This is a genomic window from Pseudoalteromonas sp. MSK9-3, assembly GCF_003590335.1.
In the GTDB taxonomy this organism is placed as follows: domain Bacteria; phylum Pseudomonadota; class Gammaproteobacteria; order Enterobacterales; family Alteromonadaceae; genus Pseudoalteromonas.
Window position 1 is genome coordinate 19,543 of sequence record NZ_MIET01000014.1, and the last position, 13,022, is coordinate 32,564.

A 13,022-nucleotide genomic window follows, 5' to 3' on the forward strand; every position below is an offset into this window, starting at 1 on the left:
ATGATTGAGCTGTTATTTTTACTGCTTCCTGTAGCAGCTGCATACGGCTATGTGATGGGAAAAAATAGCGCTAAAAATCAAGCCCATGAACAAAGTCGCCAAATAACTTCTCAATATAGCAAAGGTCTGAAGTTTCTATTAGATAGAGAAGAAGATCAGGGCTTAGAACACCTAATACAACTCCTCGAAGTATCTGCTGACTCAGTTGAACATTACCTCACTTTAGCCACCTTATTTCGTAAACGTGGTGAGTTAGACCGCGCCATAAAAATTCATGAATTACTTCTTAATCAACCGAATTTAAGCGATGTAAATACAGAGTCTTGTCGTTTAGAGCTTGCTAAGGATTATATTCTGGCTGGATTATTAGACAGTGCAGAAGAACACTTAATCGTGTTAGTGAAAAACGCGAATAAAGAATCACTTGACCCCATTATTAACTTGTATTCCCAAATGCGTGAGTGGCATAAGGGGATAAGTATGTATGAAGCACATAGCGACTTATTTACCAAGCCTCAGCATTGCGCAGCAGTGGCCAATTTTTATTGTGAAGCTGCATTGGCAGATAAAACGCCTAAGCTCATGGAAAAAACATCGGCATTAGAACATAAAACAATTCGTCCGTTGTATGAGTTAGGAAAAGATGCTTTTGAACAACAGGACTATGTAAAAGCAATTTATTACTGGCGCAAGTTAGTAAGCAGCTTTACGCATACTGCGCCGATATATATCGCCCAATTGGAAGAGAGTTACACACAGTTAAACTTAACAGAGCAGTTCAACGAATTAATCATCGAATTACTTCCAAAAGGGGGAGTATTAATTCGAATTAAGCACTGTCAAGCATTGCTCACGAAAGGGGAGCAACAACAAGCAATCGATTTTTTAACCGATAGCCTCAAGCGAGAGCCTTCAATACGTGGCTTTAGCTTTTTATTACAATTGCTGGGTAATAGCAATAATAGAATTCACGCGGTGCTGGCAGAAGTTGATAAGCTGGTGCAATCATATATTGCTACAAAGCCAGAGTATCAATGCAGGCATTGTGGTTTTACAAGTCATACGCTTTATTGGATTTGTCCGTCGTGCAAACATTGGGAGTCTATCGCACCAAGTAAAGGATTAGACGGTTATTAATATGTGTTTATCACAGAGTAAACACGCCTTTAAAAATGCTATTTCTGAAAATTAGGTCAACCTTAGGAATATTATGTCCCAAATAGATTCAAAGAAAGTGCTGATCGCACTAGATTACGATAATGAACAAGCAGCATTAAACTTTGTGAAACAGCTGTCACCAGATCAGTGTCGCTTAAAAGTAGGCAAAGAAATGTTCACTTATTTTGGTCCTCAATTTGTTAAGCAATTGGTTGATTTAGGGTTCGATGTTTTTCTTGACCTAAAATTCCACGATATTCCAAATACAGTCGCTAAAGCTGTAACTGCTGCCGCAGAACTTGGGGTGTGGATGGTAAATGTTCATGCCAGTGGTGGCCTAGAAATGATGCAAAAAGCCAAGCAAGCTTTAGCAAGTTATGGTGAAAAAGCGCCATTACTAATTGCTGTTACCGTATTAACCAGTATGGATCAAGCGCAGTTACTACGCTTAGGCATTGAAAAAACACCACAAGATCAAGTGGTATACTTAGCTAAATTATCTCAAGAAGCGGGACTAGACGGAGTTGTATGTTCGGCGCAAGAAGCTAAAACGTTAAAAGCCGAATTAGGTAATAATTTTAAGCTTATTACACCGGGAATAAGACCTGTTGGCGCTGATGCTGGCGATCAAAAACGTATTATGACACCACAAAAAGCCATTGATGCGGGCAGTGACTATTTAGTAATTGGTCGACCAATTACGCAGTCTGATGATCCAGTTAAAACACTTGCTGAGATCAACGCATCTATTGCATGATTTAAATTGAAATAAAAAGCAGCTATGCTGCTTTTTATTTCACCTGTGGCGTAATGCTAAAACCTTTCAAAATCGGCCACTGACTAAACTTAACAGCTCCAATTGTGATACTTGAGCGATAACCTTAAATATGTGCGTAGATCTGAGCGCCCAAGATCTCAGGGGATCGCAATGATAGGTAGGTAATCTTTAGTAAGTTAACCATCATTTAGTACTTGGAAAGTACACTGTTTTTTAAATGGCATGTTATGGTTTACTCGCCTCTTTTAGCAACCTTTCAAGCTCGCCATTATACTTGCCACGAAATAATGTATTGTCTTTGAACAAGAGTAGTTCGCCTTGTTTGCCATGCTTTATGCTACTATCTATCGCAATAATTTTTTGATTGGCAGTGGTTTTTACTCTTGATTGTGAGGTGTGTCCCACCACGATATGGTCAACTTTGTAGTATTCTAGTAAAGTGCGTACCTCTTCATCTGGTATAGAATTAAAATACCCTCTATACCAAATTGGACCATTACGACCGAATAAATGTTTTGCCGAGTCTGGGCGGTCTTGACTAACAAGGTGTTGTGAAAATACAGAATTGATTTTACTCAAGGAGGTTTTGTTATGAGCAAAGCTTACTGGGAGTCCACCATGCATAAATAAAGCATTATTGAGTTTTAAAATAACATGTTTACTGCGTAGCCATTGACCAAGTACTGTATTTCTTCCGTAAAGCTGATTAATATCTTTTTCTAAAAGACGCTCTGTTTGTTCATATTTCTTATGTAAATATCTATCATCATTATTTAGCACCATGACTTCGTGATTGCCTAATAAAAGGTGAAGTTTTCCACCATGACTCAGTGCTTGCGCCTCAAGAGAATATAAGAGCCATAAAATTTTTGTCACATCAGGGCCACGGTCGAATATATCGCCTGTTATGATTAAGTGGCCTGCACCAAATTTCCAATTGTTATTAGCATCAATAATTTGGTGATTGAAAAGTAAAGTTTGCAATACTCCCAGTTGACCATGCACGTCACTCAGTGCTGCATACTTCTTCACATTGTTATAAACAAAAGGCGTTTTGTGTGAGTGCAATGAGGTTTTGATATTCATATTGCATTCGTCGAACTTTAGAATGTTTGCTTGTTTTATGACCTTTGAATACGCCTTATTATTACAAACCCAGTCAATTGTTACTTTGTTATCGATTACTGATACGTAAGGGCCATCGGAGAAAGCAGCTAAAGCTGTTTGGCTGAAACTAGCTGTTAAGAAAGCTAATACATTGATAAATGGAAAATACGTCATAATATCCTTTTATTGCTTAAATGGGCTTATTGTTATGTTGTAATTATTCGAGCAAGTTATAAGGCGTTTCATAGTTCAAATGGTGAAGCAAGATACTGCTTCACCAAAAGGTGGCCTTTAGTAAATCACTTAGCCAGATTTACGCTCGGCGCTTCAAATGAGCGTAAATGCTACAAACTTTGCGCGTAATGATAGAGTGATTTGAGTATATTTAAGTTTTTTTCATTTCCATCATTTTCATGCACCAGATTTTCAAGCGTTAACATAAAGTCTTCAGCTGAAATTGAAGGGTTATCTTCACCGTGCATCAGTTTATTTTGGCAATATTTACGCCATGAATCGAGCTCTGAAGGGGTGAGCAGTTCAGGCCAGTTTCTCGCACGATACCTAAACAGCATGGTAGTAAATTTAGCATCTTCAAATTCAAGGTTTAGTGCACCTAATGCACTTGGCTGAGCATCTCTGACAACCGCAAACTTTGCTTTGTCAGACTTACTAATAAAGCCATTATATAACTGATAGTCAGGGTTAGTTGTAGCGCTAAAATCACCTTGCTCATTAAACACTTCAGCTACCTTGTCTCGCAGTTCAGGGTGTTCTTTCAATACTTTTAAGTGTTTTAAACATTGTTCACGGTCAATACCTAGCCGAGCTGCATTTTCAGGCAATAGTGTTTTTGCGGGTGCAAGAATAGGGCACTTATTCACATGTACTAGCTTTAAACCAACGGGTAAATCACCTTCAACCATATCAACACGTTTGGTATACAAACGTTCTCTGAGTTCTTCGACTGACAAATCGAGTAAGACTTGAGGGTTTGCTGTTAAGTTAAAACATACCACCGCATTTTTGTTACTGGGGTGAAAACTCATTGGAGCAACCCAAGTCGTACACCCTTGTGTCGCGGGAATGCGAGAAGAGGTATGCACCAAAGGCTGCATGTTGAACACATCGATAATATCGAGCAATGCTTTTTTGTTACGCAGACTAAAGAAGAAATCAAACAATTTGGGTTGTTTGGTTTTTATTAATTTGGCTAAGTCAATCGTGGCTGTCACGTCGCTGAGTGCATCGTGTGCTGCGCCATGTTCAATGCCATTGGCAACTGTTAAATGTTCTAATTTAAAACTGGGCGTACCATCTTCTTTTAGTGGCCATTCAATGCCATCAGGGCGCAGTGCATAACACGCTCTCACTAAATCTATGATATCCCAACGGCTATTTCCGTTTTGCCATTCACGTTCATAAGGGTCATAAAAGTTTCTGTATAAGCTATATCGCGTCACTTCATCATCAAAACGAATGCTGTTGTAACCTGCGACGCATGTACCCGGACGGCTAAATTGGGCATGAATTTTTGCCATAAACTCAGCTTCAATGAGACCATGCTTTTGAGCGTGTTGTGGTGTGATCCCTGTGATCAAACAAGCTTCTGGGTGAGGTAAATAGTCGGGTGCCGGTTTACAGTATTCAATTAGCGGCTCACCAATAATGTTTAGGTCATAATCGGTACGAATTCCAGCAAACTGACTCGGCCTGTCTTTTTGTGGTGTTGCACCAAACGTTTCATAGTCGTGCCAATAGATACTTGGTGTATTCTCGTTGTTTTTTTGTGTGTCTTGCTTGTTGCTATTTTTCATTAATTTAATGACTTATAATTTATTTGTTGTTTGGTTAGTTTCTGCTGTTTCTCTAAATTACGCACAATTGTGTATATGAAAAACTTTGCGTGTGTATAAAAAATAAATGGCTCTTATTGATGCAAACTGCGAAAGCTCGCAAACAAGACAGACAACCCAATTACATTATCTCATAGAGACGGCCTGCGGGTAAAACGTAATAAAAATGGCAGCGTACTTTGAGTATCGTAGGTGCTATTTAAGCAAGTTCGTGATCATGTTATTGGGGTACTATCCTGAGTTGTCGTTAGCAGGTGCATAAGAGGTTATTCACATCATATGGCTAAGTGGTTCTAAACAAGCAATAACTCTGTCTTTAATGTGCAATTTAGGGTGTGAGCAATTCAAAGTTTGCTTCAATTGATTAGAAGATCGCCTTGTTGATAAACAAGGCTGTAAATTCTATTAAAGAGAGTTATTTGTTCAATAACCAATGTCATAGTGAATGAAATACACTAAAATAGTTTAATAATTAAGCAAGGTGATAATTGTTCTTTTAGTTTGATAGAGATAAATAACCTGAATTTCTCATTTAAAAACGCTTATATTTTGCCTAACTCTAAAATGTGGTGTTTAAATTCTGATTTAAAGTGCTCAATAGAGCCTGGTTTGCCACGATAAGCCAAGGTATATCTAAATTCATTGTTAAGTGAACTGGCTACGATAGCCAGCCCAGCAGGAGGAAGTGGCACAGAGTAGTTATAAACAGCTTCGACTTCTTTGTGAGCGATGGTCTGTAAGTCGAAGTCGAGTTTTCCCAAATTTGATAACAACACATTACCTTTCAAAAAGAGCGACTGATATAACCTTGAGAGTAGCTTTAACTTTTTTTTGGGAAACAGTCTTACCAGATAGCCTTGTAGCTTCTGTAACGCAACTAAGCTGTGTATATTATTTTTAGTGATGTTAGCAAGGTGGCATGAGTAGTCCGCTATCCAGTTATTCTTACCGCCGATCACTGATGAAAAGGGGATAATTAAATTGTTATAAGCGCCATCTAAGTCGTTTTTTGCATGTGGCCTTACAGATAGAGTCTCAAATATGATATGTTGATTTTTTGAACCAAGGGCTTTACTTAATGCTTGATTCAAAGCACCGTTAACTGTTAGTCCATGTTCTTTTGCGTACTTTATTAATGAATTGAGAGCAGGTTTCCCTAGATTTATATACTCAATATAATTTGAGCTTGTATCAGGTAACACCGCTGTTTTCTTACGAGATAGTAGCGAGCGACCTAAATCAAATAGGGTGACTAGCCAGTCTTTAAATTTTGGTTTAGAAAAATTGTGCTTGTCTTCTAAGAAACTATTATCGGTATATTCACCAAGGCTTCCGCATAAAAACTGATTAATCTCATCAAGGATAATATAGCCGCTTCTTGCATCCGATGCACAATGTGCGCTGACAAATAATAGCGCTGATTTATGGTTAAACTTTATATAGTAAAGTTTTGCAGGGCTCCCTGAAAAGGGGTCAATGGCGTCTTGACTGATTAAGTTACGAGTTGCGTTATGCCAGCTGTCTTCAGAATCAAATTTATGTGACCAATCTAAGGTGATCAGTTCAGGTCTAATTGACTCATCATACTGCCAGAAATAGTTAAAGGACTTCCTGACTATTTTACTTTTTAAAATTGGGTGTCTGACAGCAATTAGGTCTATTGCTGCTTTTAAGTTGGGTGGGTCCAAATGCCCATTGATGATTGCAAGGTCGCCAGAGTTAGCATTACCGTTATTTCCAGCCGCTAGCGCTAAAAAGCTAAGTGCACGATCGCTCAATGGAATAATGTTTTTCATTATATTTTTAACTTTTATAGGTACATAGTGAAATAGACGTGTTAGTCACCAATAAATCCATAAACATTTAAATTTAACAAACAGCTTTAGAAGGGTTTATAAATGCCATGCGAGAAAGCATCGCACTATCGGCGTTTTTCAAGGTTGATGCGCACTGCCATTGTATTGTGGGTGCTGAGCTATCCATGGTCAGTGTATCAGATGGTGAAGCCCTCACCGATTTAATCAGGCCGTTGTGCAGGAACCTAGACAGGGTAATAGGTAGTGGTGTATGACATGCTCAGGTGCTGTGAATAAGTCGCAGCAAAAAAGAGATTATTTTTGCGTCACCGAGACACTGTAGTATTTATGATGTATCTGATAGGGTTATCGCAGTAGAAAGTGAATTCAGGGTACCATATTCGTTCACTTGCCGAAGCGGCGATGTATTGGTTTAAACAATTAATGGGTGATAAGCTTAGAAGCCGCGAGGTATGCCAAAATATCGACAACAGAGTTGAAAATGAGAAATTGATTGCCAGTTCACTATTTAAATACTAGAGCCTCAACAGGACATTATATGCTCCGCAATGCAATATTGAAGTCCAACACTCACTAATACAATAAAGTGTTCATTACAATTTATTTTAAAATAACTGCTGACTGTTTGAACCCTAAAAATTTTTATTGCCGTTGTTAATTCTTGATTGAATAAACTGAATATCTCCACCTGTTACCTTTTTCAATTCCATATACCTGAATTGAAAAGCATTCATTCGGATTGGTCAGAATATTTAGGCTCCTTGATTAACTAGGAGCCTTTTAAACTATATACTACATTATATACAGCATAAGCTATTAGTAGTGAATGGCGGAAGTTCAGGCATTTTAGGTGAGAGTATTTCGTTTTTCCCCCCTGCAATATTTGGTGTCATGCCCGATGGTAACGCTTTGTGGTCGTTAGACAGGTTTTTCAGTTTTTTCTTATTCAAATTAAATTTCATAATCATTCCTTTATACGTTGTGGTTTTTACTGTTGTGTAATGTGTTATTCAATAGTTAGTTAAGGTATTTACCCCCTAATTAACCGTCTCAACACGTTATTAATTTTGTTGATTCTGGCCTGTCGCGTTGTCACATTTAGAAAATGTGGTTTATGTATCACGACTGACATCAAGATAAATGTATTCATCAAGTGGTTTTAGATAGTATGAAAGTGTACCTCCCGCTGGATATTACGTTGGTTGATGTCCCATACTTCGACTCCCACTGTTGTGCCACCAGCATTCTGACAAATTATTCTGGTAACGAGATACCCGCCATTAGCGTCGTAAATTGCTTTGCCAGATGGCGCAAAATGATTGCTGTTTATAGGGGTTGAATGCTGATAGCCAGGGAGTAAATCTGGTGCTTGTCCGACGTGATTAATTGTAGAGCAGGTTCCATCATCGGCGTTGTTATTAATCAAAATCTGAGCAGAGTACTGCACGTCTGAAAAATACCCTGGGTAAGTTGGACAGTCTCGTCCCACACAAGAATTATCAGCCCAACCAGATGCTACTACATCAGAGCTCCAGGTGATTGTCGGTGCGGCAGGTACTTTGTGGTGAACAATGAAAGAGTCATTGCCTTGTGTGCAGGAGAGGCGTATAGATTTTTCTGCTTGCGCAAAACCTGTTGGTATATTGCCGTAAACTGCAGGAAAACTGACAGTAAGGTCGGTTATTTTGTTGTTAGTAGTGTCGTTGTACAGAGCAGCCTCATTACATTGTGCTTCCACGGAAGACAGGGTAACGATGGATTCGATATACGATATACTTGATGTGTTTGGCACCATTATTTGAGCTACAGGACCGTATTGATAGTCACTTACACGATTGGCTTTGGCATCTTGATCATAAATTGTTTGTGTAGCCTGTGCACAAAAGCCACATGCTGCTAAAACAACATAAAACATTGATTTCATTATACTCTATTCCTTAGTTTGATTATTGTTCGTTTTCTTTTTTTAATTTAGCAATACCACTAAACTTTAGTCAAATGTTTTTACTAATTTATTTTGATGTAGAGAAATACAGCAATGACTGATAAGGCTCTGAGTTTAGGTATTGATGTAAAGTGGGTTTTAGTTAGCCATGTTTCAAATGAGTGGCATTTTTTATTCAGCTAGTTTAGCAGAAGGTCGTTGACTAAAGCGGGTGGGCTGTACAGCACAGCTGTAATCAATACATACGATTTTGATAATTTTTAGTTGTGTAGGTTGCTGAAATTTATGTTTTTAAATCCTTACTTTTTAGTTGGTTGGTAAGCTAATTGTGGTTTTTGGTTAATCTTGATCTAGTTCACGAAAATGGAGGTTGGGAGCATATGGGAGTCATCAAGAATTTTAATTGACACCCAAGAATTTTAATTGACATCCATTTAAAATTGACTGTTTTTCAATGAATTTTAATTGACATCCATTTAAAATTGACTGTTTTTCAATGAATTTTAATTGACATATATGGACACTCACAGTGTGTCAAACAAAATAACTCTGGCGGGGTAGAATAAACTACCTCGTTTTTTCATTTCGTCGCTGCCACTGTTTGACGTTTGACCCATTTGCAATAAAGCGTTGCTCTGACATATATCCGGGCTTAACTGTTATTTCAGTGCCCCTAATGAGCTTCGAGCCTATACACCCTAATTTGAATACACCCAACCGGTTTATATACCGTGCCTTTGCCGGGTTTTGTATAGGCAGGCTAGGCCTTTTTTCATCTAACTGTAGCGAACAATGATAGGCGATTGGCAAGTGCTCTCAACACCCACGCGGGTTAAGTTACCCTTGTCATCTACGAGCTGCCTGCCAATCTAACTATTTTTTGAGTGGGTGATGAGATGGACACTCCCAAATCGGCGTCAATGCGCCAAACTAAAGGTGTGTTTATAACGATAGTTAGTAGGAGCATCCATCATGAATAACGTTAGTATATTAAGCATCGATTTAGCAAAAAATGTATTTCAACTTCTTGGAATTGATGAACACGGAAAACCTTGTTTCTCAAAGCGGGTTTCTAGAGTAAAACTCCATGAAATAATCCTTAATTTACCGCCGTGTGAAGTCGTTATGGAGGCTTGTTCATCCTCTCACTACTGGGGCAGAGCATGTTTAAATTCTGGTCATCAAGTTAATTTAATTCCTGCACAACATGTCACCCCATTTGTACGTGGTAACAAAAATGATAAGAATGATTGTTTGGCAATATATGAAGCGAGTAGAAGGCCTAGCATTCGCTTTGTTCCCGTGAAAAGTGAACAGCAACAAGCCGTACTTTGTTTACATAGAATACGAGAAAGGCTACTCGGTACTCGCACAGCTTGTATAAATCAAACTCGAAGTTTACTTCTTGAATTTGGGTTCCACATTCCCAAAGCATACTCTGTATTCAAAAAGCATATTCATGAACTTTTATCACAAGATGTTCAGCCTGTTATTCGCCTCATGTTGTTAGAAGTACAACAAGAGTTAGAAAGCTATGATAAAAAATTAAACTCATGGATACCTTGTTTCAACAAACTAACACCCACAACACCAGTGCAGAAATTATGCAATCAATTCCAGGGATTGGCCCTATCATTGCCTCCGCGTTCAGCGCCAGCATCGATAAAGGCCAAGCATTTAAAAGTGCGAAAGACTTTAGCGTCTGGCTTGGCCTTACGCCTAGGCAATATGCGTCTGGTGAAACAAATCGTTTGGGCACAATTACTAAACGTGGAGATAAATACCTCAGAAAACAACTTATTCATGGTGCTCGAACTGTTGTAAACCACGCACATAAAAAAGACGATGACCTGAACCTATGGGTCACTGCCATCAAGCAAAGGCGTGGGGTAAATAAAGCAGCGGTTGCAATGGCACATCGCATGGCAAGGTTAATGTGGATATTACTTCAAAAAAATGAATATTACCGCCCGATACATTCATGCAACCAGGTTCAAGGTGATGTTTAAATACAGAGTTAGATTGGCAAGCAGCTCGTAAATGACAAGGGTAACTTAACCCGAGTGGGTGTTGAGAGCACTTGCCAATCGCCTATCATTGTTCGCTACAGTTAGATGAAAAAAGGCCTAGCCTGCCTATACAAAACCCGGCAAAGGCACGGTATATAAACCGGTTGGGTGTATTCAAATTAGGGTGTATAGGCTCGAAGCTCATTAGGGGCACTGAAATAACAGTTAAGCCCGGATATATGTCAGAGCAACGCTTTATTGCAAATGGGTCAAACGTCAAACAGTGGCAGCGAAGAAATGAAAAAACGAGGTAGTTTATTCTACCCCGCCAGAGTTATTTTGTTTGACACACTGTGAGTGTCCATATATGTCATCTTAATCGGGCATATGTGCGAAAGTTGTTCATGATAGAAATAGCTTATCTTAAATAGTATTTGGTGCTTAGTGGACTATAAAAACACTTAATTTTCGACAGTCAACATAAGGTATACCTTTCAGCACTAAACCATATGAACGAGCTTCGAGAAGGTGGCCTTATGTAGTTAAGCAAAAACAAGTCTGCGGGGCTAAATGTCACTTGCAGTGAGCTGTTTTGATCCTGGCTCTGATCATTGACTGATAACTCACCTATGAAGATTTACAAGCATCGCTTAAAAAATATTTGAATAGATATTTATTTCACAGCCTTAACATGTTAGTTTCTTGATGTAAATTTGTTAAAAAAATAACGCCATCAAATTTATATCAAGAGTTGGCAGTCAGAAGTTTTCTGCAACCCTTAACACTTCTAGAGATAAAATATTTAAATTAAGGAAAATTTAAGATGTTTATTATCAACACTTTAAAGTGGTGTGCACTTTTTATATGCACAGCCAGTTCATTTCAGCTTCAAGCACACAAACAAATCAGAAACGAGTTGAACCACTTAGATACATACACGGGGATTACGTTTAAAATAAATGCAAAGTACGATCTCAACTTTAAGAAAGGCGAAATATCTGTTTCAAGAAATGAGCTAAATTCTGAGCATATATTGTCAGATAGCCCCTATCTTGAACAAGTTGAGTTACTCCATCCCAATTACAAGCCAGATGCAATTCAGGTTGATCTGTCTGGACTCAACATTAGACGCCCTAAACTGGAAAACTGGTTGTACATTCCAGTGACCCCCAGTCTTACCAATGCTGAGATCTTGGAAATTTACAATGCATTGGTCAGTAACAAGCTCGTTTCCCACGTTGATCTTGAAACAGCGGTACAATCCCTTGAACTGAAGGGTATTAATTACTGTGCCCTTAATGAAGCACAATGTAAGCCTGAACCCTGCACAGATGACAAAGCTGAGTGCAGTCCGACGCCTTTACCAACGCCGGATTTACAATTTCATCAGGCTTATTTGAATAACAGCCCGTATGGTATTGATGCGCTGCATGCTTGGACTTTGAACGCTAGGGGACAAGGTATTCGAATAATCGATATGGAAAATGGCTTTAACGAAAGGCATGAAGATTTACCTACCACTTTTGTGCGGGCCAATGACAATTCGAATGGGGATCATGGCACCGCTGTGATGAGTGTACTGGGTGCCAGGAATGATGGTCAAGGCGTGACAGGGATTGCACATAATAGTCAACTTGGCTTTTATGGGTGGGGAGTCAATACCTCTCGCTCAATAAGAGAAGCAGCTGGTAGGCTGCGAGCGGGCGATGTGCTATTACTTGAAGGTCAGATAAGCCGAGGTAACCTTGGTGATCGTTGTAACGACCGCTCTCAGGCAGAGTGTGTTCCAATGGAGTGGATACAGGCAAACTTCGAGGCTATTCAAGATGCAGTATGGCGTGGTGTTATTGTTGTTGAGGCAGCCGGTAATGGTAATGAAGATTTAGACAATGCAGTATACAGAGGCTTGTTCAATAGAAATGTTCGTGACTCTGGAGCCTTTTTGATTGCAGCTACAAGGAGAAATATAGACATTATCAGGTCGGGTTTCTCCAATCATGGTACCCGTATTGACTTCAATGCTTGGGGAGATAGTGTCGCTGCAGCAGGACTTTACGGTAGGACGCTATTTAACGGAGGATTTAACCGCAGGTATGGGGATGGATTTTCTGGTACCTCTTCAGCCTCACCTATAGTTGCAGGTGCAGTGGCGTTGTTGCAAAGTCACGCTGTTAATCGTATGGGCCGCAGGCTGAATGTTGCTCAAGTACGAGAAACTTTAGCGAAAACCGGTGTACAGGGTCCACAGAATGCTGGAGTAGGGGTCCGGCCAGCTCTCCGTCAGGCCTTGGATGCAATTAGGTAATCAATAGACAGTAACTTAGAGTGTTTTGTAGTCACTCTTTATCAACTAAG

Annotated in this window: 9 protein-coding genes and 1 pseudogene; 5 read left to right on the forward strand and 5 right to left on the reverse strand. The window is 39.3% G+C overall.

Translation table 11 applies throughout. The annotated features are described in order from the left end of the window. Nucleotides 1-1,137, forward strand: coding sequence for a lipopolysaccharide assembly protein LapB (locus BGP78_RS06065; RefSeq protein ID WP_119860569.1), 1,137 nt, complete (start codon nucleotides 1-3; stop codon nucleotides 1,135-1,137). 73 nt (nucleotides 1,138-1,210) lie between these two features. Beyond that, nucleotides 1,211-1,915, forward strand: coding sequence for an orotidine-5'-phosphate decarboxylase (pyrF, locus tag BGP78_RS06070; protein ID WP_119860570.1), 705 nt, complete (start codon nucleotides 1,211-1,213; stop codon nucleotides 1,913-1,915). Nucleotides 1,916-2,161: 246 nt separating this feature from the next. Here the strand turns inward: pyrF and BGP78_RS06075 are convergent, their stop codons facing one another. The 3 genes from BGP78_RS06075 to BGP78_RS06085 form a co-directional block, all read right to left on the reverse strand. Beyond that, complete coding sequence (locus BGP78_RS06075) at nucleotides 2,162-3,217, reverse strand: metallophosphoesterase (protein WP_119860571.1); 1,056 nt, start codon at nucleotides 3,215-3,217, stop codon at nucleotides 2,162-2,164. Nucleotides 3,218-3,387: 170 nt separating this feature from the next. After that, nucleotides 3,388-4,857, reverse strand: a complete 1,470-nt coding sequence (gene sbcB / locus BGP78_RS06080; RefSeq protein ID WP_119860572.1) for an exodeoxyribonuclease I — start codon at nucleotides 4,855-4,857, stop codon at nucleotides 3,388-3,390. A 581-nt stretch (nucleotides 4,858-5,438) separates the two neighbouring features. Further along, on the reverse strand, nucleotides 5,439-6,692 hold the full coding sequence (locus tag BGP78_RS06085) for a hypothetical protein (RefSeq protein ID WP_119860573.1): 1,254 nt from the start codon (nucleotides 6,690-6,692) through the stop codon (nucleotides 5,439-5,441). A gap of 107 nt (nucleotides 6,693-6,799) precedes the next feature. Here BGP78_RS06085 and BGP78_RS22615 point away from each other — a divergent pair, with 107 nt between their 5' ends. Further along, nucleotides 6,800-6,967, forward strand: coding sequence for a hypothetical protein (locus BGP78_RS22615; protein WP_182912233.1), 168 nt, complete (start codon nucleotides 6,800-6,802; stop codon nucleotides 6,965-6,967). A gap of 543 nt (nucleotides 6,968-7,510) precedes the next feature. Here the strand turns inward: BGP78_RS22615 and BGP78_RS22620 are convergent. Continuing rightward, nucleotides 7,511-7,675 (reverse strand): hypothetical protein, encoded by a 165-nt coding sequence (locus tag BGP78_RS22620; RefSeq protein ID WP_182912234.1) that lies wholly within the window; start codon nucleotides 7,673-7,675, stop codon nucleotides 7,511-7,513. A 197-nt stretch (nucleotides 7,676-7,872) separates the two neighbouring features. After that, nucleotides 7,873-8,637 carry a hypothetical protein gene (locus BGP78_RS06090; protein ID WP_119860574.1) on the reverse strand — a complete coding sequence of 255 codons (765 nt, stop codon included), beginning with the start codon at nucleotides 8,635-8,637 and terminating at the stop codon, nucleotides 7,873-7,875. 993 nt (nucleotides 8,638-9,630) lie between these two features. On the opposite strand from BGP78_RS06090, the pseudogene BGP78_RS06095 reads away from it, so the two are divergent. Both BGP78_RS06095 and BGP78_RS06100 read left to right on the forward strand, forming a co-directional pair. Further along, a pseudogene (locus BGP78_RS06095) lies at nucleotides 9,631-10,667 on the forward strand (IS110 family transposase). A gap of 823 nt (nucleotides 10,668-11,490) precedes the next feature. Continuing rightward, nucleotides 11,491-12,972, forward strand: a complete 1,482-nt coding sequence (locus BGP78_RS06100; protein WP_119860575.1) for a S8 family serine peptidase — start codon at nucleotides 11,491-11,493, stop codon at nucleotides 12,970-12,972. Nucleotides 12,973-13,022: the final 50 nt, after the last annotated feature.

Coding starts and splice junctions, on each gene's coding strand:
- pyrF (WP_119860570.1), top strand. CDS start 1,211: ATGTCCCAAATAGATTCAAAGAAAGTGCTGATCGCACTAGATTACGAT.
- BGP78_RS22620 (WP_182912234.1), bottom strand. CDS start 7,675: ATGAAATTTAATTTGAATAAGAAAAAACTGAAAAACCTGTCTAACGAC.
- BGP78_RS06100 (WP_119860575.1), top strand. CDS start 11,491: ATGTTTATTATCAACACTTTAAAGTGGTGTGCACTTTTTATATGCACA.
- BGP78_RS06075 (WP_119860571.1), bottom strand. CDS start 3,217: ATGACGTATTTTCCATTTATCAATGTATTAGCTTTCTTAACAGCTAGT.
- BGP78_RS22615 (WP_182912233.1), top strand. CDS start 6,800: ATGCGAGAAAGCATCGCACTATCGGCGTTTTTCAAGGTTGATGCGCAC.
- BGP78_RS06065 (WP_119860569.1), top strand. CDS start 1: ATGATTGAGCTGTTATTTTTACTGCTTCCTGTAGCAGCTGCATACGGC.
- sbcB (WP_119860572.1), bottom strand. CDS start 4,857: ATGAAAAATAGCAACAAGCAAGACACACAAAAAAACAACGAGAATACA.
- BGP78_RS06085 (WP_119860573.1), bottom strand. CDS start 6,692: ATGAAAAACATTATTCCATTGAGCGATCGTGCACTTAGCTTTTTAGCG.
- BGP78_RS06090 (WP_119860574.1), bottom strand. CDS start 8,637: ATGAAATCAATGTTTTATGTTGTTTTAGCAGCATGTGGCTTTTGTGCA.